The sequence below is a fragment of the Pseudomonas sp. NFPP02 genome, assembly GCF_900119355.1.
Taxonomy (GTDB): Bacteria; Pseudomonadota; Gammaproteobacteria; order Pseudomonadales; family Pseudomonadaceae; genus Aquipseudomonas; species Aquipseudomonas paracarnis.
This window is the reverse complement of record NZ_FPJI01000004.1, coordinates 8,478-31,632: the sequence shown is the minus strand read 5'-3', so window position 1 is coordinate 31,632 and position 23,155 is coordinate 8,478. Positions and strand designations below refer to the sequence as shown.

Annotated in this window: 15 protein-coding genes and 1 pseudogene; 12 read left to right on the top strand and 4 right to left on the bottom strand. The window is 61.8% G+C overall.

Annotation, left to right across the window (positions count from 1 at the left end; translation table 11 throughout):
- Window positions 1-273: 273 nt before the first annotated feature.
- Window positions 274-3,642 (bottom strand): ABC transporter ATP-binding protein, encoded by a 3,369-nt coding sequence (locus BT204_RS08265; RefSeq protein WP_072446322.1) that lies wholly within the window; start codon window positions 3,640-3,642, stop codon window positions 274-276.
- 197 nt (window positions 3,643-3,839) lie between these two features.
- Here BT204_RS08265 and BT204_RS08260 point away from each other — a divergent pair, with 197 nt between their 5' ends.
- Window positions 3,840-5,273 (top strand): MocR-like pyridoxine biosynthesis transcription factor PdxR, encoded by a 1,434-nt coding sequence (locus BT204_RS08260; RefSeq protein ID WP_072446320.1) that lies wholly within the window; start codon window positions 3,840-3,842, stop codon window positions 5,271-5,273.
- Window positions 5,274-5,357: 84 nt separating this feature from the next.
- Complete coding sequence (locus tag BT204_RS08255) at window positions 5,358-5,759, top strand: cupin domain-containing protein (RefSeq protein ID WP_019820196.1); 402 nt, start codon at window positions 5,358-5,360, stop codon at window positions 5,757-5,759.
- 66 nt (window positions 5,760-5,825) lie between these two features.
- On the opposite strand, the gene BT204_RS08250 is transcribed toward BT204_RS08255, so the two are convergent.
- Window positions 5,826-6,455: a DNA-3-methyladenine glycosylase I gene (locus BT204_RS08250; protein WP_072446318.1), complete on the bottom strand. Its 630-nt coding sequence runs from the start codon at window positions 6,453-6,455 to the stop codon at window positions 5,826-5,828.
- A 215-nt stretch (window positions 6,456-6,670) separates the two neighbouring features.
- Here BT204_RS08250 and BT204_RS08245 point away from each other — a divergent pair, with 215 nt between their 5' ends.
- Window positions 6,671-7,996, top strand: a complete 1,326-nt coding sequence (locus BT204_RS08245; RefSeq protein WP_169855370.1) for a C4-dicarboxylate transporter DctA — start codon at window positions 6,671-6,673, stop codon at window positions 7,994-7,996.
- A gap of 19 nt (window positions 7,997-8,015) precedes the next feature.
- On the opposite strand, the pseudogene BT204_RS28085 reads toward BT204_RS08245, so the two are convergent.
- Window positions 8,016-8,126 (bottom strand): annotated as a pseudogene (locus BT204_RS28085) (outer membrane lipoprotein carrier protein LolA); the annotation flags it as partial.
- Window positions 8,127-8,151: 25 nt separating this feature from the next.
- Between BT204_RS28085 and BT204_RS08240 the strand changes: the two are divergent.
- Both BT204_RS08240 and BT204_RS08235 read left to right on the top strand, forming a co-directional pair.
- Window positions 8,152-8,853, top strand: coding sequence for a FadR/GntR family transcriptional regulator (locus BT204_RS08240; RefSeq protein WP_014718317.1), 702 nt, complete (start codon window positions 8,152-8,154; stop codon window positions 8,851-8,853).
- Window positions 8,854-8,869: 16 nt separating this feature from the next.
- The gene (locus tag BT204_RS08235; RefSeq protein WP_072446316.1) at window positions 8,870-9,556 is read left to right on the top strand and encodes a GntR family transcriptional regulator; all 687 of its coding nucleotides are present in this window, start codon (window positions 8,870-8,872) and stop codon (window positions 9,554-9,556) included.
- 247 nt (window positions 9,557-9,803) lie between these two features.
- On the opposite strand, the gene BT204_RS08225 is transcribed toward BT204_RS08235, so the two are convergent.
- A complete protein-coding gene (locus BT204_RS08225) occupies window positions 9,804-14,672 on the bottom strand; it encodes an NAD-glutamate dehydrogenase (protein WP_072446314.1) in 4,869 nt (1,622 codons plus the stop codon).
- Window positions 14,673-15,154: 482 nt separating this feature from the next.
- Between BT204_RS08225 and BT204_RS08220 the strand changes: the two genes are divergently transcribed.
- From BT204_RS08220 to BT204_RS08190, 7 genes are all read left to right on the top strand, one after another.
- Window positions 15,155-15,508, top strand: coding sequence for a hypothetical protein (locus BT204_RS08220; RefSeq protein ID WP_054897966.1), 354 nt, complete (start codon window positions 15,155-15,157; stop codon window positions 15,506-15,508).
- A 766-nt stretch (window positions 15,509-16,274) separates the two neighbouring features.
- Window positions 16,275-17,234, top strand: coding sequence for an AAA family ATPase (locus tag BT204_RS08215; protein ID WP_020301524.1), 960 nt, complete (start codon window positions 16,275-16,277; stop codon window positions 17,232-17,234).
- 5 nt (window positions 17,235-17,239) lie between these two features.
- The gene (locus tag BT204_RS08210; protein WP_044273431.1) at window positions 17,240-18,172 is read left to right on the top strand and encodes a DUF58 domain-containing protein; all 933 of its coding nucleotides are present in this window, start codon (window positions 17,240-17,242) and stop codon (window positions 18,170-18,172) included.
- Window positions 18,169-18,663: a DUF4381 domain-containing protein gene (locus BT204_RS08205; protein WP_003190798.1), complete on the top strand. Its 495-nt coding sequence runs from the start codon at window positions 18,169-18,171 to the stop codon at window positions 18,661-18,663. Before BT204_RS08210 ends, BT204_RS08205 begins: the two co-directional genes overlap by 4 nt.
- A complete protein-coding gene (locus tag BT204_RS08200; RefSeq protein WP_072446312.1) occupies window positions 18,656-19,744 on the top strand; it encodes a vWA domain-containing protein in 1,089 nt (362 codons plus the stop codon). Before BT204_RS08205 ends, BT204_RS08200 begins: the two co-directional genes overlap by 8 nt.
- Window positions 19,741-21,480: a tetratricopeptide repeat protein gene (locus BT204_RS08195; RefSeq protein ID WP_072446310.1), complete on the top strand. Its 1,740-nt coding sequence runs from the start codon at window positions 19,741-19,743 to the stop codon at window positions 21,478-21,480. The genes BT204_RS08200 and BT204_RS08195 overlap by 4 nt, the downstream gene beginning before the upstream one ends.
- The gene (locus BT204_RS08190) at window positions 21,477-23,117 is read left to right on the top strand and encodes a BatD family protein (RefSeq protein ID WP_072446308.1); all 1,641 of its coding nucleotides are present in this window, start codon (window positions 21,477-21,479) and stop codon (window positions 23,115-23,117) included. The genes BT204_RS08195 and BT204_RS08190 overlap by 4 nt, the downstream gene beginning before the upstream one ends.
- Window positions 23,118-23,155: the final 38 nt, after the last annotated feature.

Genomic DNA, 23,155 nt, shown 5'->3' with positions numbered 1-23,155 from the left:
TCCAAGCGTATCGCCTGTCACCCATACAGCCGTTGGCGGTGGCGGCCCAGGCAGATCCAAAGCACTTATTTGCGGGACCCCAAGCAAACCACCATTGCGGTATCGCGTGCGCTGCGCGCCTTGATACGCCGGTTGAGTGGTACTGGTCGGGCGGCCATAGTCCCTGACCATGACAGTGTCAGCACCGTCACCGGCACGCCCAGAGGGTCGGCCGGCAGTTCTGGGCGATTGCGGTTTTTGCTGCATAAATAAAAAATCCCTTTTAATGATCAATCAGACTGGGTCAACACCGCTGAACCGCAAGTCCGCAGACGTTACGGTACGCAGCGGATCAACATCCGCCCCCCAGCAATCGCGGCCTGAATCGTAATGAACGCCTGACACCGTGCCGTCGCTCAGCTCCAAGCCGATAACGCGCAGCTGACGCGCCATCAAGGTTGACCACTGGCGAGAACGCCGCAACGCTTCCCAGACCTCGGCTACAGTCTGATAAGGGGAGGCATCCAGTTGCGCGAGATAGATGCCCCCCAGGTCCTGGCGGATGTCGTATTGCTCGCCCTGCTTGGTGAGTACGCTGACTTGTTCCAGCGGAACCGAAGGGTCTGTCACGGGTGGCAGCAGCACCTTCACGCTGCCGAGGGTCAGCGTGTTTTCGATCAAGACGATGTGCGCCCGCTCAATCAGCTCACCAAGCTTGGCCGTGTTGATCCGCCAGAACGATGCGTCCGACTTTTTGGCCAGCGCGCCCGGCGTGGACAGGTAGATCGTTGAGCCGGTACTGGGCACCACTTCATAGGTCGACGCCCGCCCCATCAACGAGTAAGACTTTTGATAATGCGGTGGGGCAGGAATAACGACTTTCTGCGGCGACGATTGCAACCAGACCCCCTTGGCACTGTGCGGTCGAAAAAAACCGTGTATCCCTGGCTTTTTTACCAATGCCGAGCTGCCATCGAAGGTGTTGAAACCTGGTGAGGCGCGGTCCTGGCTATAGGTTTGCTGGGCCGCCTGTATCCGGTATGAGACGCCATCATTCATGACCAGTACAAACTGGCAGTCCAGTTTGAGGCTGACCGCGATGATGTTTGACGTCACGTTGGTGCGTATCGAGGATCGATCACTGGCATATTCGCAGAGCACCAACTGACTGCCGTCGGTGAAACTGATGGTTAATTTCACGTCGCTATAGGTCAGCGAATCGAAGTGAACCAACCTGCGTAGGGTCACACGGTAACCGGCCAATACCTGGAGAATCTCCTGCGACGAATAATCCACGTACAACACGCAAGCAGTCGCGTCGCTTTTAAGACGAACTTCGACCACCTTTCTGTGTGGCCCACGTTCGATGAAACAGCGGGTCGAACGCCCATGGGGCACCACGAACGTTCCGGCGTTCAACACCCTGTCCAGGCTGACGTCCTGGCCACCTGCTCTCACGGCGACGGTCACGTCGGCGTCCTCGTTGCCAACCAATGTCGGTTCGAGAATCGGCTCAAGCATGTAGCCGTCCTCCGTGAGAAACAGCAGGCTGTGCTTGTTCAACCAGCGCCGGTCATCACCTTGCGTATACAGCTGCTCAAGCTTGATCACGTGCTGCGGCAGTTCGCCATTAACGCCCCGCCAGACCACAATGACCAACGCACACCCCTGGATGCCCCAATGGGCGATAGCCGAGAGAGGCCAGCGCATCTCGATCACGGCACCCTCGGCCCAGTCCTGCTCGTATAGCGAGACCGTGCCGCGGTTGGTGGCCAGAACATAACGGTCCTTGCCCGCTCCGCCGTCCACCCAGGCGTTGGAACCCAGCACGATCACCGTATCATTGCCCTGCGCGGCCTCGATCCGATCGCCATCGCCGTTTGCGATTATCGTATTGGCCTGTTCCGAACCCTTGACTTGGCTGGCAACCCCGGCTGGCGTGGCGATATTTTCTATCGAGTCGAGGCTGATCGAGTGATGAGGCAACGGTTTGTCGATATCTTTGCGCCGCACGACGGTGCCCGCCTGCAGGTCGATGGCATAGCCCTGCGTGTTGTGCTCATAGATTGCCGAGTTGGACAGGTAGAGCGTATCGCTGCCTGCCTCGCCACGCAGCTGACTGGCCGGGCGATGTGCGTCGGCCTCGTCCAGTGTGCCCGTCGGCATGTCATAGCTGAATACGTCGTCCCTGGCGCCACCGGTCAGCTGCTTTTGGCCTTCACCGAACTGAAAAATATTGGGGATCTTAGCGAAGCCTTTGACATCGTCATTGCCGCCCCCCAACCGCCAAAGCACCGCGGAATTCGCATCACCCTGACCAAGCACCACACCCGGCAGACGGCCAACCGAGGCGCTGGAAGCATCTATTTGATCATTCTGGTCGACGACCATCGGCTCGGTGGTGTCGATGTAGGGATCCTCACCCTCGGCTTCGTTCCATCGATGCTTCCAATGCCGGACCGGGCTCAGCCGCACCTCAAACCCACCATTGACTACCGCCTGTACGGTGCCTCTGAGCGCCCCCCTGAGCCAGGTCTGGGCCTGATTGGTCAGGTGCTGCGCATACCAATTTTCCATCCTGGCCAGGGCGAACCGCTCACGTATTTCTTTCTCCGGTTCCTTGCCCTGAAATGCCAACCAGCCCGTGTGCAGCCGCTCGAAAACACTCAGCTCGATATAGTCATCAATTTCATCCACCTGACGAACCGCCGCATAGAGTTGCGCGCCAAACATCAATACGGCGGCGGCGGCAATACCCAGCGGGCCGGCCACGCCGAATCCAGCCAACGCTGCAACCCCCAGGGCCACACTGACGCTGGCGCTCACGATACTGAAGCCGGCGTTGACGTAATGATCAAGCGCTTCCTTGCCAGTGCTGTTCGCCGCCTTATGCAGCGATTGCTTGGCATTGTGATAGTCAAACGGCAACGTCAGCACCAGAGCGAACAGGCCGGCGCCCCGTCGCAGGGTCTGGCCAAGAGAACTGGCGCTGAAACCTGCTAACACCTTATGCCCGTTTTCCAGCAGTCGTCTGCCCAAGTGCTCCAGCGCCAACTCCAGTGCCGTGCCCGTGAGGTTGGCAAACAACTCTGCGCCTGTGACTACCGCCTCATTGATATCGCCGGTCTTGATCGCTTCGGCCAACGCGTTGATCGCACTGTAGTACCCGTAAACCTCCAGCCCCGCGCCCATTACCGCCAAGCTTCGGCTTTTCTTCGGCTCGACCCAACCAGGCATTCCCTCCAACTGCGCCGCTTGGTTGAGATTGGTTTTCTGCACTGAACGTAACAGCCTATCGAGCTTGCCCACTGCACCGGGATTTTCGTCTCCCGGCTTGACCGCCAGTAAAGGCGCAGCTTGTGTAGAGCGCAACGCCGCGAACTCAAATAGCACAGCGGCGCTGCTGTCGCTGACAGAACTACTCCCACGAAGATAACGCTGCAGTCTGGACGCCGAGAACCGGATTGAATCCAGCAGCGTCTGATCTGCCTCGCGTACCGCCAGACGATGGGTCTTGACCGGTTTTCCCGCCACCTGGGCACCCATGGCGGCCAGGTCTGTACGCGAGACAGTCAACTCGCCAACCACCAGCGGTCCCAGGCTCTGGTCCAGGGCGAGCAAGGTCTCAAGCCTCTTTTTAGTATGTGTTTTCGATGTCGTCATGAGTCCTGCTCCCTATGCCATCACGTTGAATAACGCGGGCGGCAGGCAATCGGTGCCTGCAATAGGGGAAATCATGGCGGCCGGTAATAGCCAGGCGACGGTAGATGCTTATACGCAGGGGCGACTGACTCATAGATATTTTGAGCCCGCACCGCAAGCGAGTAATCTTGGCGCGGAGTGAAGCCTTGGGATGAAACATGGAACTGCACGTGGTAATCAATGGCCGCAAGGACCTGGCCGAACAGCTCTACCAGCAGTTGCGCGAAGCCATCGCCACCGGGCGGCTGTCGGCAGGCGCACAACTGCCCCCCAGCCGACTGCTCGCCGAACAACTGGGCATCTCGCGCAAGACGGTGTCGGACACCTACGCCACCTTGACCTACGATGGCCTGCTGGTTGGCAAGATCGGCCGCGGTACTTTCGTCAATGCGTGGGCGCCACAGCCCGACCGCGTGCAAACCGCCACCGACCTGGCGTGTGCCGCCAACCTGGGCAGATGGGCCGCACTGCCCTCACCCATGGGCCACCCCGCCCGCGAGGAGATCCTGCGCTACGAATTTATCGGCGGCGCGACGACACGCCACCAATTCCCCCAGGATGAATGGCGGCGTTGCACCCAGGATGCGTTGCGTCGCATCGCCCAGAACAGTGGCTTTTACAGCCAGCCAGAAGGCGTGCCCGCCCTGCGCGAAGCCATCGCCGGGCATATCGCGTTTTCCCGCGGGGTCAAATGCCGCGCCAGCAATATCGTGGTCACCAATGGGGCACAGCAGGCGCTGGACCTGCTTGCCCGCGTGGTGCTTGAACCCGGCAGCCTGGTCGCGATGGAAGACCCCGGCTACAGCCCCGCACGCCAATTGTTCGTCGCGATGGGCGCCCGCGTCGCCAGTGTTGCCGTCGACGAACAGGGCCTGCAGGTCGACCAGATCCCGGATGGCACCCGTCTGATCTATGTGACGCCGTCCCACCAGTTCCCCCTCGGCATGCCCATGAGCCAGGCGCGGCGCGAAGCCCTGCTGGACCGCGCCATTGCGCTCGGCGCGATCATCATCGAAGACGATTACGACAGCGAATTCCGCTACGAAGGCCGCCCCACCGACTCCCTGCAAAGCATGGATACCCGAGGCGTGGTCACCTACGTCGGCACCTTTTCCAAAACCCTGTCGCCGGAGTTGCGCCTGGGCTACGCGGTGCTGCCGCCGGCCATTTATGGTGCGGTGCTCAAGGCCAAGCAATTGACCGACCAGCACAGCGCTACCTTGCCGCAGTGGGCACTGGCCAAGTTCATCAGCGAAGGCTACCTGCTCAAGCATATTCGCCGCTGTCACGGGGTCTACGCGGGGCGTCGCGAACGCATCCTGCAGCGTCTGGCGGGCGATCTGTCGCCGTGGTTCGAGGCAGTACCGACGGTGGCGGGCTTTCACCTGGCGGCCCTGTGCAAGGTGCCGGTGAATATTCCATTGCTGATGGAACGGGCGCGTCAGGTCGAGGTGGGTTTATATCCCTTGGACGTGTTTTTTCACGACCTCCCGGTGCGCTCGGGGCTGATTCTGGGGTTCGGCGCCATCGAGACTCTGGATATCGACCCGGCGCTGGACAAGGTGCGGGATATCCTCCTGCAGATTGGCTAGGCGGTTTTCCGGCGCATTGGTCATTGGTGGCAAGCCCTCGGCGGCGTAGGGTGAAGCGGTCTTTCACCCGATGGAACCCTCATCATGAAACGCTTGTTCGCTGCTACCCTGATGCTCGCCTCCCTCAGTGCATTTGCCCACGACCCGGTCTACAACAAGGAAACGCTCAAGGTGCTGCAAGAACACGCCTTGACCAACGTGCCGGGCAAGAAAACCATCATGCTCACCGTGGACTACGCCCCCGGCCAGGCCACCGTGCCCCACAGCCACACCGGCACCGCCGTGGCTTATGTGCTCGAAGGCGAGATCACCTCGCGGGTCAATGATGAAAAGGCGATCACCTACAAAGCCGGGCAATCGTTCTACGAACCGGCCGGCTCGCGGCATTTTGAGTCAAGCAATGCCAGCCAGACCCAACCGGCCAAGCTGCTGGTGGTGATGGTGCTGGATGACAAGGCTGAGGTACTTACCCCACTTCCCAAGTAATCAGCAACACCACAAAACCCATGTGGGAGCTGGCTCCCACAGTTTTTAACCTGCTCTGCCAGTGATTCAGGGACGTTTGAACAGGTTGCGCTGGTGTTCAATGCGCGGGCGGCACTCACAACCCTCCAGATGATCATTGACCATTCCCATCGCCTGCATCAACGCATACATCGTGGTCGGGCCGACAAAGGTCCAGCCGCGTTTCTTCAGGGCTTTGGACAAGCGCACCGAAGCCGCTGAGGTCGGATTGGCCGTCCAGTAAGCCATGTCCACCACTGCCGGCCGCTCTTGCGCGTCGGGTTCGAACGCCCACAGCCAGCGCGCCAGCGAGCCGGTTTCCTCCACCAGTTCACAGGCCCGGCGCGCGTTGTTGATGGCCGAGACGATCTTCGCGCGATTGCGCACGATGCCCGGGTCGCTCATCAACCGCTCGATGTCCGCCTCGCCGTAGTGCGCCACCCGGCGAAAATCAAACCCCTCGAACGCCTGTCGAAAGTTTTCGCGCTTGCGCAAGATGGTGATCCACGCCATCCCCGCCTGAAAGCCCTCCAGGCAGATCTTCTCGTACAACGCGATGTCATCCGCCACCGGCACGCCCCATTCGTGGTCGTGGTAATGCAGGTAAGCAGGCGCTGCAGTGCGCCAGGCGCAGTACATGCGCCCTGCTTCGTCGATTGTCAGCCCTGATTGGTCCATCCATCACCTCGTATGCCGAGGAAGATGATACGCAAAAAAAATTAATCTCCGCCAACCGCTCAAGCATCGTACTTACCGACCAACTGGTCAGACCGGGACCTGCCAACCGCCAAATATTTACTTGTGATTTGAAAAAAACCGAGCGTAGACTGGCCCCGCACTGGACTTACCGGTAAGACCACAACAATTAAGCCCTGGAACCACCAGGGCACCGAATAGAGATCCCTCCCATGCTCAGATGGTGCTCGCGTTCGATTTTCCTGCAAGTCGTGATTGGCCTGATGCTCGGCATCGCCTGCGGCCTGGCCCTTCCCGAATTCTCCTCGCAACTCAAACCCTTGGGTGACGGCTTTATCAAGCTGATCAAAATGCTGATCGGCCTGATCGTGTTCTGCGTGGTGGTCAGCGGTATTTCCGGCGCGGGCGACTTGAAGAAGGTCGGACGCATCGGCCTCAAGTCGGTGATCTATTTTGAGATGCTGACCACCGTCGCCCTGGTGCTCGGCCTGATCATGGCCTTCAGCACCGGCATCGGCAGCGGCGCCAATATTCACCTGGAGCAACTCTCTTCCGCCGGTTTGAATGAACTGGCCGACAAGGGCCAGCACATCCGCGGCACCAGCCAGTTTCTGATGGAGTTGATCCCCAACTCGGTAGTCGGCGCCTTTGCCGATAATAACGTGCTGCAAGTGCTGTTGTTTTCGGTGCTGTTCGGCAGCGCGCTGAACCTGGTGGGCGAAGCGGCCAGCGGGATTTCGCGACTGATCAACGAATTGAGCCATGTGATCTTCCGCATCATGGGCATGATCGTGCGCCTGGCGCCGATTGGCGTATTCGGTGCCATCGCCTTCACCACCAGCACCTATGGCCTGGACTCACTGCAACACCTGGGCAGCCTGGTGGGGCTTTTCTACCTGACCTGCTTTGCCTTCGTGGCGGTGATCCTCGGGCTGGTGATGCGCCTGTCGGGCCTGCGCATGTTGCCGCTGCTCAAGTACCTGCGCGAAGAACTGCTGATCGTGATGGGCACCGCTTCGTCCGACGCTGTGCTGCCGCAGATCATGCGCAAGCTGGAACATTTGGGCATTGGCAGCTCCACCGTGGGTTTGGTAATCCCCACCGGATACTCGTTCAACCTCGACGGTTTCTCGATCTACCTGACCCTGGCTATCGTGTTTATCGCCAACGCCACCGGCACACCGCTGTCGATGACCGACTTGCTGACCATCCTCCTGGTATCGTTGATCACCTCCAAGGGCGCCCATGGCATTCCAGGCTCGGCGCTGGTGATCCTGGCGGCAACGCTCACGGCAATCCCGGCGATTCCGGTGGTCGGCCTGGTGTTGGTGCTGGCGGTGGACTGGTTCATGGGCATCGGCCGTGCGCTGACCAACCTGATCGGCAACTGCGTCGCGACTGTGGCGATTGCCCGTTGGGAAAAAGACATTGATATCCAGCGCGCCAACAAAGTGCTCGACGGCCAGCAAGGCTATGCCTTTCAGGCCAAGAAGCCGGTATTACCGGCACATCAGGAGTTCTAACAACGTTACCGTTGCCCCCTGTAGGAGCGAGCTTGCTCGCGAAAAACTTCAAGACACCGCGAGCATCCAGGCTGCCCGCGCTATCGTTGACGATCTTCGCGAGCAAGCTCGCTCCTACAGATGGCGGGATTATTCATTATCAAGGAGCGCACGACGTGATCAGCACCTCAACCGTCGTCAATTCAGTGGTAGAAAAACTGCGCGCCGCCTTGGCGCGAGGCCAGTGGCGCCGCGGTGAAATGCTGCCCGGTCAACGCGAACTGGCCGAACAGCTGGGCATCAGCCGCCCGAGCCTGCGTGAGGCTGTGATCGTGCTGGAGACCCTCGGCCTGGTGCGCTCCATGCCGGGCAAAGGCGTGGTCGTGCTGGAAACCAGCGTCAGCGAGCCGCAATCGAGCGACGCCGTGGCCGACGCCAGCCTCGAGGACATCCTGCAACTGCGCTACACCCTCGAACCTTTCATCGTCGGCCTGGTGGCCCAGTCGATCAGCAGCAAGGAAATCGGCCAACTGCGCCTGACCCTGATGGACATGCGCGAAGCCCTGGATGCCGGCGATGCCGAAGCCGGCATGAACGCCTATATCGACTTCCATGAAGAACTCTTCGCCCTGACCTCCAACCCGATCTTCCAAAACGTGGTGCAGCAAACCAGCACCGCGCTCAAACAAAGCGCCCAGGTACTGCGCAACTCCCCTGAACACCTGGCCGAACGCTTGCAAGAGAACGAAGCCGTGGTACGCGCCATCCGCAACAAGAACAGCGCCCTGGCCAGTGCCGAAATGCGTCGGCACATCCTGCAGGAAGGCCTGCGCATGGGCATTCGCTTGAATATCCCGGACGACCATCTGGGCAGTTGATTTTCGGAGACCGGCCATGAACGCTCACGCCCTGCAACGCGATTCCACCCTCACCTCCCTACGCTGGACGCCCGAAAAAAAGCCCTCGGTGGACGATATCTACCCACGCTTGTTCGACGCCATTCTTGAGCAACGCATTGCGCCCGCCAGCCGCTTCACCGAAGAAGGCCTGGGCGAACTCTTTGGCGTGAGCCGCAGCGTGATTCGCCGGGTGCTCGCCAAGCTGTCCCATCAGCAAGTGGTCATCCTGCGCCCCAACCAGCGCGCCCAGGTCGCCGCGCCGGATGCCCAGCACACACGGCAGATTCTGGAAGCACGGCGCCTCACCGAAATGACCGTGGTACAACTGGCCTGCGCCCAGGCCACAGCGATGCAAGTTCGCCAACTGCGCGATCTGATTGCACAGGAGCGCAACGCCATTGAGCGTGACCAGCGGGGGCCGGCGATCCGGTTTTCGGGAGAGTTTCATCTGCAACTGGCGCACATGGCAGGCAATGCGCCGCTGGCACAGTTTCTCAACAGCCTGGTGCCGTTGACGTCGTTGATCATTGCGCAATTTGAAACAAAGGCCTGCACCTATTGCGCATGGCAGGAGCATGTGGCGATTGTGGATGCCGTGGAACAGCGCGACGCCCACACGGCTGTCGCCCTGATGACCCAGCACCTGGATCACCTGGAAACCCGACTACTGAAACATCACTGATCCCCAGTGAATGAAGATCAACCTGTGGGAGCTGGCTTGCCTTAATGCCATTGTAGGAGCGAGCTTGCTCGCGAAAAACTCACAGGCGCCGCATTCATTCAGCAAGCACGCGTTATCGTTGACGTTTTTCGCGAGCAAGCTCGCTCCTACAGTAAGGTGGCAAGCCAGCTCCCACATTGATCGCATTCCAGATCAAACAAAAAGCCCCCGCATCTCACGATGCGGGGGCTTTTTGTTTAGCGAGGCATCAAGCCGGTTGCAACACCGACTGGCCACTCAGCGCCAGGTCCAGCAACTCACGGTTGGCCACCGCGTACATGGCGTAGTCCGTGCCCACTGCGGCACGAATTTCCACCATCATGGCGCGCCAGCGATCCGCCATGTCTTGATGCTGCTCAAGCCACAGGGCCACGCGGGCTTCCATGTCTTGTGGTGCATCGGCCATTTGCAGGACCGAGATGGTGATCGCCCGTTGCTGCCAGTCCACGTCATCGCGGAAGGCTTCGCGGGCCTGGGCCTGCCAGTTGTTGGCCACTGGCAGATCACTGATCTGCTGCAGGTACCACGGCAGGTCCAGGGCGCTGCCGACGGCGAAGTAGGCCTTGGCCACTTCGGCGGCGTCATGCCCGGTCACGTCGGCGGCTTCGATGATCGGCAGCAAGGTGTACAGGTGGGTAGTACCCGCAACCATGCGCGCCAACAACTCCGGTACGCCGGCCTGGGTGTAGGCCTGGTAGCGGTTCTGCCAGCCTTCGCGGGTCGGGCCTTCCAGCAGTTCGTCGAGCTTGAGGCCCAGCGCCGCCAGGTGCGGACCGAAGTGCGCGGTGTCGCGCCCGGCGTCTTGCTCGTTGCGACGGCTGCGCAGGAACCAGCGCGTAGCGCGACGGCCCAGGCGCATCAACTCGTCCATCAGCTCCAGTTGCACGTCAGCGGAAACCTGGTGGTCCAGGGCTTCGATCTGACGGAACCAGTGCGGGAGATGGAAGATGTCCCGCACGATCACATAAGCGCCCGCCACGTTCGCCGGGCTCATGCCGGTCGACTCTTTGAGTCGCTGAACGAAGGTGATGCCCATGTGGTTGACCAGATCGTTGGCGATCTGGGTGCTGACGATCTCGCGCTTCAGACGATGGCGACGCATGGCTTCGCCGAACTTGGCCACCAGGCTCGGTGGGAACGCGGTCTCCATGTCACGGGTCAGGTACTCGTCATCCGGTACCAGCGACTTGAGCAATGCTTCCTTGAGGTCGATCTTGCTGTACGAGATCAGCACCGACAGTTCCGGACGGGTCAGGCCCTTGCCGCTGGAGGCGCGCTCGGTGAGCTGCTCCTCGGTCGGCAGGTACTCGATGGCGCGGTCCAGCTTGCCACGGCCTTCCAGGTCGCTCATCAGGCGCTTGTACTCGGCAGCACGCTCGTAAGCCTTGCGCGCGGCCAGGGACAGGGCCTGGGTCTGCTTGTAGTTGTTGCCCAACACCAGGTTGCCGACTTCGTCGGTCATGCTCGCCAGCAGTTGGTTGCGCTGCTTGTCGGTCATGTCACCGGCCTGCACCACTTCGTTGAGCAGGATCTTGATGTTCACTTCGTGGTCGGAGCAATCCACGCCACCGGCGTTGTCGATGAAGTCGGTGTTGGAACCGCCGCCATTGAGGCCGAATTCCACACGCCCCAGCTGGGTCATGCCGAGGTTACCGCCCTCGCCCACTACCTTGCAGCGCAGCTCGTTGCCGTTGACGCGCAGTGCGTCGTTGGCCTTGTCGCCCACATCGGCATGGCTCTCGGTGCTGGCCTTGACGTAGGTACCGATACCGCCGTTCCACAACAGGTCCACCGGCGCCTTGAGCAAGGCGTTGAGCAGTTCGGTCGGGGTCAGCTTGTCGGCCTGGATGTCGAAGCGTTCTTTCATCTGTGGCGAGATGGCAATGCTTTTCGCGCTGCGCGAGAAGATACCGCCACCTTCAGACATGATGCTGGTGTCGTAGTCGGTCCAGGCCGAACGCGGCAGTTCGAACAAACGCTTGCGCTCGACGAAGCTGGTGGCCGGGTTCGGGTTCGGGTCGACGAAGATATGCAGGTGGTTGAAGGCTGCGACCAGTTGCAGTTTGTCCGACATCAACAAGCCGTTACCGAACACGTCACCGGCCATATCGCCGACGCCTACCACTGTGATGCTGTCTTCCTGCACGTTGATGCCGCGCTCACGGAAGTGACGCTGTACACCTACCCACGCGCCCTTGGCGGTGATGCCCATTTTCTTGTGGTCGTAACCAGCCGAACCACCGGAGGCGAACGCATCGCCCAGCCAGAAGCCGTAGTCGATGGCAATGCCGTTGGCGATGTCGGAGAAGGTCGCAGTGCCCTTGTCCGCCGCTACCACCAGGTACGGGTCATCGTCGTCATGACGCACGACGTTGGCCGGCGGCACCAGCGCGCCGTCTTTCAGGTTGTCGGTGATGTCCAGCAGGCCGGAAATGAAGATGCGGTAGCAGGCGATGCCTTCGGCCGCGATCTCGTCCCGGCTGCCGCCCAATGGCAGGCGACGCGGCAGGAAGCCGCCCTTGGCGCCCACCGGCACGATTACCGAGTTCTTCACTTGCTGGGCTTTTACCAGGCCAAGCACTTCGGTGCGGAAGTCTTCTTCACGGTCAGACCAGCGCAGGCCGCCACGGGCCACGTTGCCAAAGCGCAGGTGCACGCCTTCGACCCGTGGCGAGTACACGAAGATTTCAAACTTCGGCACTGGCTTGGGCAGCTCGGGGATAGCACGCGGGTCGAACTTGAAGCTGAAGTACGACTTGTTCTGGCCGTTGGCATCGGTCTGGTAGAAGTTGGTACGCAGGGTGGCCTTGATCAGGTCCAGGTAGCGACGCAGGATGCGGTCTTCGTTGAGCACCTGAACGTCGTCCAGGGCGCTGAGGATCGCTTGCTCCAGGCGTTGCTGCTTGTCTTCCAGGTCGTCGGCAGTGAGTTTGCGCGCCAAGTAGAAGCGGGTCTTGAACAACCGGGTCAACTCGCGGGCGATGTCGGTGTGGTTGTTCAGGGTGCTGGCGATGTAACCCAGGTCGAAGCCCAGGCGAATCTGCTTCAGGTAACGGGCATAGGCACGCAGCAGCGCCACGTCGCGCCATGGCAGGCCGGCAGTGAGGACCAGGCGGTTGAACGCATCGTTCTCGGCATCGCCATGCACGATGTGCACGAATGCATCCTGCAGGGTGTCGTTGAGCTGCTGGATATCCAGGTTCACGCCTTCGGCGGCGATGAACGCAAAGTCATGGATCCAGAACTCACGGCCATTGGCATGGCGCAGGCGATACGGGAACTCGCCCAGCACACGCAGGCCGAGGTTTTCCAGAATCGGCAGCACGTCGGACAACGCCAGCGGCGTATCGGCGTGATACAGCTTGCAATGCAGCTCGCGCTGGCCGGAGACCTGGCCCAGCGGCTGATAGAAGCTCATTACCAGCGGGTTGGCTTCGGTCAGGCTGTTGAGGTGCTGCATGTCGACCACAGCCGAATGCGCGGCGAAACGCTCGCGGTAGCCGGCCGGGAAGCCTTTGGGGAAATCCGCCAGCACGTTGGTGCCCTGGGCTTCGCCGAAGCTTTCCACTACCAGGCTGGCGTAGTCGTCCTGCCAGCTGCGGCAGGCCTGCACCACTTCTTTTTCCAGTTGCAGCGGGTCGATGTCCAGGCGGTTCTTCGGGTCAACCCGCAGAATCAGTTGTACACGGGCAAGCACGGACTCGGAGAAGAAGGTCCAGAACTCGCAGTCCGAGGCCTTCAGACGGTCCATCAGCACTTGCTGGATCTTCTGGCGCACTTCGGTGGAGTAGATGTCGCGTGGCACGTACGCCAGGCAGTAGCAGAAACGACCGTAGGGGTCTTTGCGCAGGAACACGCGGATCTTGTTGCGCTCCTGGATCTGCACGATCGACATCACGGTGCTGAACAGCTCGTCGACCGGAGTCTGGAACAGGTCGTCACGGGGCAGTACTTCCACCACCTGGGCAAGCTCTTTACCCAGGTGCGCCTTGGCCTGGAAACCCGAACGACGTTCGATTTCCGCAACCTTGCGGCGGATGTAAGGGATCACCCGCACGCTTTCGCCGTACACCGAGGAGGTGTACAGGCCCATGAAACGGTGCTCCTTGATGACCTTGCCGTCGGCGCTGATCTCGCGGATCGACACGTAGTCCGGGTAGGCCGGGCGGTGCACGCGGCTTGGGTGGGCGGCCTTGGCGAACGACAGTACGGTCGGCTCGCGCAGGTAGGCCACGGCGTAGTCTTCGATGCGCAGGTCTTCGGCGGTAAGGCCGGCGCGCAGCAGCTTGGTCAGACCGAGGAAAGAGCTTGCGTCATATTCGATATGACCGCCGTCCGCCTCGTCACGTACCACGAACTCTTCGTAGCCCAGGAAGGTGAAATGGTTGCCCACCAGCCATTCGAGGAAGTTCTTGATTTCGGCTTTTTCTTCGCCGTCGATGGCGAACGCGCTGGCGTCGATACCGGCCAGCAGGTCCTGGACCTTGGCTTTCATCGGTTCGAAATCGGCCACAGCCACGCGTACTTCACCCAGCACCTGCTCAAGCTCTTTGCTCAGCACGTTCAGTTCGGCGGCGTTGGCGCAGCGGTCGATCTCCAGGTACATCAGCGATTCTTGCAGGATGCCTTCGCCCTGGGTGCCTTTGGGCAGGATTTCCAGCAGCTCGCCCTTGTTGCCACGACGCACGCTGAGCACGGTGGTTTGCAGGGTATGGATGCTGTAGCCGCGGCGATTCAGCTCGGTGCGTACCGAGTCGACCAGAAACGGCAGGTCATGGTGCAGCACTTCGACCGCAGTGTGGGTCGATTGCCAGCCATGACGTTCGTAATCGGGGTTGTAGACCCGCACTTGCGGTTGGGTGTGATCAAAGCGCTCAAGCAGGCGCCAGGCAGACAGGGTGCAACCGGCCAGGTCGGAAAGGCGACGCTGGGTCAGTTCGTCCAGAGAAATGATGCCGAAGAATTGTTCAGCGAACAGCGCCACTTGTGGCAGTGCCTGTTCACTGAGGTGCTGCGCCAGTGCCGCTTGCAGTTGATGCTGGAAGTCGGCCTTGCTGGCTGCGGTGAAGAACGCCATCTGTGGTACTCCGCTTGGGCTTGTTATTGATGAAAGCGTCGCGTGTTATCCCCTTGCGGGGAGACCGTCAGCTCTGTTCGCTGGTGTGCTGACAAGCACCATAAACGAATCAGGGTGACAGGTGGGTGAAGCTGGACAGGACAGTCAGGTCACATACAACTTCCATACGGCATGCCGTTGGCCAGATGACGATACGACGGGCAGGTCAGGCGCCTGGCACAGGGCACATCCGTTGCGCAGCTTAACGAGTGTAGGAAGAACGCTGCTTGCAACGCTGCGACATATTCGGTCATCGGTAAGCAGGGTGTCGGTTGCAACTTGGGCAACCCAGGATTTTCGGTAGAAAATCTTGCTACTTTGCACACTATCAGTACCAGAAATGACCGATCCGGCCCGTCAGGTCATGCCTGACTTCCGACACAGGATGAAGCACAAAATTCGCCGCAGTGGCACAATTACCCTCCCCTACACAGGATTGCCCCATGCTGCAGCTGAAAACCGACGCCCTGATGGCCACCCCGTGCGACGACGAAGAAGACAACATGGCCATGCTTTGCTGTCACGGCAAGAACGGCGAAATGTTCATGCTCACCCGTTACCCGGATGAAGACGAAGTGGAGCTGACCTGGGACTACGAACCTTCGACCCTGGATGGGCTGAAAGTGACGTTGGGCGAGACCACCTTATTGATCGAACTGGCGGCCGGCGATGCCGATGCCCTGGGCGGCAAGGACCAGCTGGAGATCACCCACGGCACCGCCGCGTCAGACATGGCCGAAGTGCAGGAAACCCTGCAGAACATCCTCACAGGCACCGGCACGTTCATTCGGACTTGAAACCGGTCACTTGAAACTTCGGCACGACGCTAAATCTGTGGCGAGGGAGCTTGCTCCCGTGACGGCCTGACAGCCGACGCTGATCTGGCTGAGGCACGGCGATCCAAATGTGGGAGCTGGCTTGCCTGCGAAGACGGCCTAACAGTCAACACAGTTGAACCGGGTACATATCCGTTATTTAGGTAACGGCCACCTAGGGTTCCGCTCTGACAGCGGCTCACTTTTGAAAAGCGCAAAAGTAAGCAAAACGCTCTTGCCCCACCACTCGGCAACTCGCCTAGGCTCGGTGTGCCCGTAATCCGCCAGTGATTTGGGGGGCCGCCGCCACGCGCCATCCATGGCGCGGGGCGGCTAAACCGGCATCCCTGCCGGTTTACCCCCCAAATCCCTGTCGAATTCCGGCCAGCGTGGTTTGACGGGGCGCTTAAGATCAAGATCAAAAGCAGATCAAGAGCAAGAGCGGCTCGCTTCGCATCGTGGAGTGTGTGGCCGGGCGCGATCAACTGTGGGAGCTGGCTTGCCTGCGAAGGTATCGACTCGGTGTGCCTGAATCACCGAGTTGACTGGATCGCAGGCAAGCCAGCTCCCACAGTGACCGTGCTCTACTTACCCAGCTGTTATGCCTCTCACACCGCAATCCTGTAAGTTTCGCCAAAAATACCCATCAAGCCGTTAGTCGCCGCACCCCGCGATGCATTAAAGTAAACGCCCCAGGCCCGGTGTTCTGTCACGACACCCAGGCTCATCTTTCCAGGAACCGTCATCGATGGAACATCGTGAAGCGCTGCTTGCGCTGCGAACCTTTCTTTCTACGCAGATTCTCGGCCAGGAAAAACTCATCGATCGCCTGTTGATCGCCCTGCTCGCTGACGGCCATATGCTGGTCGAAGGCGCACCGGGGCTGGCCAAGACCAAGGCGATCAAGGAGTTGGCCGAAGGGATCGAAGCGCAGTTCCATCGTATCCAGTTCACCCCCGACCTGTTGCCCGCCGATATCACCGGCACCGAGATCTATCGTCCGGAAACCGGCAGCTTCGTATTCCAGCAGGGGCCGATCTTCCATAACCTGGTGCTCGCAGACGAAATCAACCGTGCCCCGGCCAAGGTGCAGTCGGCCTTGCTCGAAGCCATGGCCGAGCGCCAGGTCAGCGTGGGCCGCAGCACCTACGAGCTGTCGCCGCTGTTCCTGGTGATGGCCACGCAAAACCCCATCGAGCAGGAAGGCACCTACCCGCTGCCCGAAGCCCAACTCGACCGGTTCCTGATGCACGTCAAGATCGGCTTCCCGGACGCCGCCGTCGAGCGCCGCATCCTGCAGCAAGCTCGTGGCGAAGCATTGAATGGCGAAACCAAGCCCGAGCGGCGCGTCAGCCAACAGGCGATCTTTGCCGCCCGCAAGGAAATCCTCGGCCTGTACATGGCCGATGCCGTGGAGGAATACCTGGTGCAACTGGTGATGGCCACGCGCACCCCTGCGAAGTTCGACCCGGAAATGGCCGAGTGGATCGCCTATGGCGCCAGCCCGCGTGGTTCCATCGCCCTGGACCGCTGCGCCCGCGCCCATGCCTGGCTGGCCGGTCGCGATTTTGTCAGCCCGGAAGATATCCAGGCGGTCTTGTTCGACGTGCTGCGTCACCGCATCATCCTGTCGTTCGAGGCCGAGGCCGCCGGTGTCGATCAGGACCGCGTGGTGCAACGCATTCTCGACGTCGTTGCCGTCGCTTGAAGTCGATGAACGCAAGCGATGGCATCCGCGTAACCCTCAGTGAATTGATTGAGATGCGCCACCGCGTGCGTGAGGTGCAGTTGTTCTCCACGCCCGGCCAGCGTAGCCCGCTGGTGGGCCTGCATCACTCCAAGCTGCGCGGGCGTGGCGTCGATTTCGACCAGGTGCGCGTGTACCAGGCCGGCGACGATGTGCGCACCATCGACTGGCGCGTGACGGCGCGTACCCAGGAGCCGCACACCAAGCTGTTCCACGAAGAGCGCGAGCGACCGATTTTCATCATGGTCGAGCAAAGTTGCCGGCTGTTTTTCGGCTCGGGGCAAATGTTCAAGTCGGTGCTTGCCGCCCAGGCCGCCAGCCTGATCGGTTGGGCCGCCCTGGGCCATAACGACCGGGTGGGCGGGCTGGTGTTCGGCGACAGCGAGCACTACGAGATCAAGCCACGGCGCAGCAAGCAGAGCCTGTTGCAACTGCTCAACCGGCTGGTGCGGGTCAACCAGAGCCTGAACACCGAGCGTCAACCGGAAGCGGATGCCCTGGGCATGGCCTTGCGCCGTGGCCGCGAGGTGCTGCGCCCCGGCAGCCTGGTGGTGGTGATCTGTGATGAGCGCGCCCTCACCGAAGGCGCCGAGCAACAGCTGAGCCTGTTGGCGCGCCATTGCGACCTGCTGTTATTACCGATCTCCGACCCGCTGGACCACGCCCTGCCCGCCGCCGGGCTGCTGCGTTTCGCACAAAGAGGTGCGCAACTGGAACTGGACACACTGAACATCGACCTGCGCCAGGCCTACAAGGCTCAGGCCGAAGCGCGTATCGCCCGCTGGGAACTGCTCGCGCAGAAGCTGCGGCTGTTGTTGATGCCCTTGAGCACCCAGAGTGAAATGGTCGAGCAACTGCGCGAATACCTCAACCCGCAACGCCCGGTTAAAAAACCATGAGCAGCCTGGACCAACTGCAACCGCTGATCGCCCCGCCCGCCATTGGCTTCTGGCCACCGGCACCGGGCTGGTGGCTGTTGCTGCTGGTGATCCCACTGCTCGGTTGGGGCTTGTGGTGGCTGCGCCGTTTCCTGCCGGCCCGCCGCCCTGTGGCCCGCGCCGAACAACCGCTAGACCCGTTGCGTATCGCCGCCCTGGCCGAGCTGGCTTTGATGCCCAAGCCCTACGACGGTGCGCCTGCGGGCGCCTGGCTGCAGCAACTCAACGGCCTGCTCAAGCGCCTGTGCCGTAACGACTACCCTTATAGCCAGAGCCATACCCTCAACGGGCGCAAATGGCTGGCCTTCCTGGACAACCGCTGCCCTGCCGCCGGCCTGACGCGCTGGATGGTGTTGGTGGAGGGCGCCTACAAACCCGAATGCAAGCTCGACGACAAAGCCATCGCCGGCCTCACCCAAGCCGTCGACACCTGGATTCGCAAACATGTTTGAGTTCGCCTGGCCGTGGATCTTTGCCTTGTTGCCACTGCCCTGGGTCATGCGCCTGGTGCTGCCCGTGGCCGACAGCGGCGAACCGGCGCTGAAAGTCAGCTACCTCAGCGACCTCGAAGGCCTGGCCCGCCGCCGTGCCCGCGTCAACCTGCCCGGCTGGCGCCAGCAAGCCCCATTCGTGGTGCTGTGGTTGCTGCTGTTGACCGCCGCCGCCCGCCCGCAATGGCTGGGCGAACCCTTGCCGATTGCTGCCAGCGGTCGGGATTTGCTGGTGGCGGTGGATGTGTCCGGCTCCATGGATTTTCCCGATATGCATTGGCAGGACGAAGACGTCAGCCGCCTGGCCCTGGTCAAGCACCTGCTGGGAGACTTTCTGGAGGAGCGTGAAGGTGATCGCGTGGGCCTGATCCTGTTCGGTAGCCAAGCCTACCTGCAAGCGCCTCTGACCTTTGACCGCCGCACCGTGCGCACCTGGCTGGATGAAGCGCGCATCGGCATTGCTGGCAAGAACACCGCCATCGGCGACGCCATCGGCCTGGCCATAAAACGCCTGCGCCAGCGCCCGGCGCAAAGCCGTGTGCTGATCCTGGTCACCGACGGCGCCAACAATGCCGGGCAGATCGACCCGTTGACCGCCGCGCGCCTGGCGGCCGAGGAAGGCGTGAAAATCTACCCCATCGGCATCGGCGCCGACCCCGAGCAAACCGGCTCCCTGGGCATCCTAGGCGTAAACCCGAGCCTGGACCTCGACGAACCGGCGCTCAAGGCACTGGCCGAGACCACCGGCGGCCAGTATTTCCGCGCCCGAGACGGCGAGGAACTGCTGAAGATCAAGGACACCCTCGACACCCTCGAGCCCGTGGAACAACAACCCACCCAGGCCCGCCCGGCCCAGGCGCTGTACAGCGGCCCATTGGCCTTGGCGTTGGTGTTGAGCCTGTTGCTGGTGATCCAGGAACGCTGGCCGAACAACGCTTTGCAACGCGGCTTCAATAGGCTATCGAGCAGGGGCATTTTTTTGCAGCAACACCCTGAATGGCGCCAGCGTCTGCAGCGCCTGCGTTTGCGGAGGCGTCGATGATCGCGCTGTGGCCGCACTGGTTGCACCCCTGGTGGCTGTTGTTGCTGCCCCTGCTTGGCTGGTTGCTGTGGCAGTTGTGGCACCGGCAAAAGCGCGCCGGGCGCTGGCAGATGATCCTGCCGCCGGCGTTCCATGCCGAGTTGCTCAGTGGTGGCAATGGCCGCGAGAGTAAATCGCCGTGGGTGGTGCTCGGCATCGCCTGGCTGTTGGCCGTGCTCGCGTTATTGGGCCCCAGTTGGCAACGGGTTGAACAGGCCAGCCAGAAACCTTCCGACCCCTTGGTGGTGCTGCTGGAACTGACCCCGGAAATGCTCGCCACCGACAGCCCGCCCAACCGCCTGGAACAGGCACGGCGCAAGCTGTATGACTTACTGCAAGCGCGCACTGATGCGCAAACAGCCATCATCGTGTATGCCGGCAGCGCCCATACCCTGGTGCCGCTGTCCGATGACCTGGCCACCAGCCGCAACCTGTTGGAAGCCCTGCGCCCGTCGATCATGCCCGAGCCCGGCCATCGTGCCGATCTTGCCGTGGAAAAAGCCCTGGGCCTGCTCAAGCAAGGCGGTCTCGGCCAGGGGCGCCTGCTGCTGATCGGTTCCTCATTGTCCAAACAAGAGCGCCAAGGCATCCGCCTGCAACTGCAAAGTGCCCAGGCTCCAACGTTGTCGATCCTCGGCATCGGCAGTCGCGAAGGTACGCCGGTGACTCAGGAGAGCGGCGAATTCCTCAAGGACGACCAGGGCGCGATCTTGGTGCCGCGTCTCGACAGCCCGACCCTCAAGGCGTTCGCCAGCGAAATGGGCGGCCGCTACCGTGCGGCGCGCCTGGATGACAAGGACCTGCGCCAACTCGGCATGCTCGACAGCGCCCAAGCCCTGCGCGACGACGGCCAACGGCTGCGCCTGGACACGTGGGCCGACCAGGGTTACTGGCTGCTCTTGCCGTTGTTGCTGCTGGCCGCGTGCGCCGGGCGTCGCGGCTGGCTGTTCTGCCTGCCCTTGCTGTTGATGGGCGCGCCGCAACCCAGCTATGCCTTTGGGCTGCAGGACCTGTGGCTGCGCCCCGACCAACAAGGCCAGTACCTGCTCAAGCACAAACGCCCGGCCGAAGCCGCCGAACACTTCCAGGACCCGCAATGGCAAGGCGTGGCGCTGTATGAAGCCGGCAATTACGCCGAGGCCATCAAGCGGTTTGCCCAAGGCAGCGACGCCTATTCCCACTACAACCGCGGCAATGCCCTGGCCAAGGCCGGTGAATTTGAAGCGGCCCTTGATGCGTATGAACAAGCCCTGGAAGCCCAGCCCGATTTGCAGCCCGCGCTGAAAAACAAAGCCTTGGTTGAAGCGCTGATGCAGGAGCAAACGCAGCCCGAGCCGGACCCGCCTGCAAAAAACGCAGATGACGAAACCGCCCAACCCGGCCAAACTGCGCAACCGGGCACCAGCGCACAAACGGCCCAGGGCGGCGAGCAATCGTCCCACGGCCAGGGCGAAGCCGGTACCGCTGAGACTCAGACAGGCGCCGCGCCACAGCCAGGCGGTAATGAAGTGCCAGGCAGCGAACTGGGTGACGAGCAGACCACCACGCCGCCACTGCGCCCCGCCGACACACGCCTGGAAGGCGAGCGCCGCCAAGCACTGGAGCAATGGTTGCAGGAGATCCCGGACAACCCCGGCGAGCTGTTGCGCCGCAAATTCTGGTACGAACAGCAACAACATCAGGACACCACTCGATGAGCCGCCGCACCACCCTTTTGCTCCTGCTCGCGTTGTCGGCAGGCCACGCCCAGGCGGCGGACCTGGTCGCCAGCGTAGACCGCAGCCGCCTCAACTCCGGGGAAACGGTGGAGCTGACGGTGCAATCCAGTGATGTGACCCAGTTTGGCAAACCGGACCTGTCACCCCTGGACGCGCAGTTCGAAGTCAGCGGCACCCGCCAGATCAACCAACTCACCACGCTGGACGGCGACAACCACGCCACCACCCGCTGGATCATCACCCTGCTGCCCAAGGTGAACGGCAACGTGGTGATCCCGCCGCTGCAGGTGGGCGCGCTCAAGACCCAGCCGATCACCCTGCAAGTGGTGGAAAGTGCCAGCCAGAACACCAGCGCCGAACTGGCCCCGGTGTTCATCGAAGCCAGCCTCGACCAGACCAGCGTGTACGTGCAGGCCCAGGCCCTGTTGACCGTACGCGTGTACCACTCGGTGTCGCTGTATGACGACAGCAGCCTCACGCCCTTGCAGATACCGGATGCACGTGTCGAACAACTGGGCGAATCACGCACCTATGAAAAGGTCATCAACAGCATCCGCCATGGCGTGATCGAAACCCGCTACGCCCTCTACCCGCAACACAGTGGCGCCGTGGTGATTCCGGCGCAGACCTTCAGCGCTACCCTGGTGGAATCGCGACCGCCCCAGGAAAACACCCTGCAGGGCACCAAGCCGGGCAAGATGATTCATGTCAGCTCTGCGCCCCTGCCCTTGACGGTCAAACCCAAACCGGACGCCTACCCCGCCGACGCCCCCTGGCTGCCCGCGCGCAGCCTGACCTTGAGCGAAGGCTGGAACCCCACGCCGGACCACGTGCAAGTCGGCGACTCCCTGACCCGCAGCCTTACCGTGGAGGCCGAAGGCCTGTCCAGCGCACAGCTGCCGGCGCTGCCCGGCACCGAGGTCAACGGCCTGCGCCGCTACCCCGACCAACCAGTGATGGCTAACCGTACCAGCGACCGCGGCCTGACCGGCAGCCGTGAAGACCGCGAAGCCCTGGTGCCGACCCGCGCCGGCGAGCTGGAACTGCCCGCCGTGGAAGTGGTGTGGTGGAACACCCACGAAGATCATCTGGAACGCACCAGCCTGCCGGCGCGCACCGTGCACGTGGCGGTGAACCCCAGCCTGGTGGTGGACACCCCGGCGACACCGACCATCATCACCGCCCCCGATGATGACCGCCTGTGGCTGTGGCAACTGAGCACACTGATACTGGCCTGCACCACCCTGCTGGGCTTTGGCCTGTGGTGGCGCGCACGCCGGCAACCGGCGGTACAACGCGCCGCGCAAACCGGTCCCAGCCCACGCACGCTGCTCGACGACCTCAAGCGCGCCACCCAGGCCAACGACCCTCATGCTACCCGCCAGGCCCTCGACGCCTGGGCACGGCAACAGCCGGAAACGCTGGCCGACATGGCCGCGCGGTTTGTGCCGCTGTCCGATGCCCTGGATGGGTTGAATGGCGCGTTGTATAGCGAAAGCGGCCAGTACTGGCTGGGTGACGACCTGTGGCGTGCCATCAAGGCGATCCCCGTGGCCGAGCGCGAGCAAGACCCGGCCACCGACACCACCAGCTTGCCGCCGCTCTACCCCAAGTAACCCCCGAGCCTGCTCGTTCCCACGCTCTGCGTGGGAAT

Bases quoted from the DNA above. Each gene is read 5' to 3' on its own strand.
- BT204_RS08265 (WP_072446322.1), bottom strand. From the start codon at position 3,642: ATGACGACATCGAAAACACATACTAAAAAGAGGCTTGAGACCTTGCTC.
- BT204_RS08260 (WP_072446320.1), top strand. From the start codon at position 3,840: ATGGAACTGCACGTGGTAATCAATGGCCGCAAGGACCTGGCCGAACAG.
- BT204_RS08255 (WP_019820196.1), top strand. From the start codon at position 5,358: ATGAAACGCTTGTTCGCTGCTACCCTGATGCTCGCCTCCCTCAGTGCA.
- BT204_RS08250 (WP_072446318.1), bottom strand. From the start codon at position 6,455: ATGGACCAATCAGGGCTGACAATCGACGAAGCAGGGCGCATGTACTGC.
- BT204_RS08235 (WP_072446316.1), top strand. From the start codon at position 8,870: ATGAACGCTCACGCCCTGCAACGCGATTCCACCCTCACCTCCCTACGC.
- BT204_RS08225 (WP_072446314.1), bottom strand. From the start codon at position 14,672: ATGGCGTTCTTCACCGCAGCCAGCAAGGCCGACTTCCAGCATCAACTG.
- BT204_RS08220 (WP_054897966.1), top strand. From the start codon at position 15,155: ATGCTGCAGCTGAAAACCGACGCCCTGATGGCCACCCCGTGCGACGAC.
- BT204_RS08215 (WP_020301524.1), top strand. From the start codon at position 16,275: ATGGAACATCGTGAAGCGCTGCTTGCGCTGCGAACCTTTCTTTCTACG.
- BT204_RS08210 (WP_044273431.1), top strand. From the start codon at position 17,240: ATGAACGCAAGCGATGGCATCCGCGTAACCCTCAGTGAATTGATTGAG.
- BT204_RS08205 (WP_003190798.1), top strand. From the start codon at position 18,169: ATGAGCAGCCTGGACCAACTGCAACCGCTGATCGCCCCGCCCGCCATT.
- BT204_RS08200 (WP_072446312.1), top strand. From the start codon at position 18,656: ATGTTTGAGTTCGCCTGGCCGTGGATCTTTGCCTTGTTGCCACTGCCC.
- BT204_RS08195 (WP_072446310.1), top strand. From the start codon at position 19,741: ATGATCGCGCTGTGGCCGCACTGGTTGCACCCCTGGTGGCTGTTGTTG.
- BT204_RS08190 (WP_072446308.1), top strand. From the start codon at position 21,477: ATGAGCCGCCGCACCACCCTTTTGCTCCTGCTCGCGTTGTCGGCAGGC.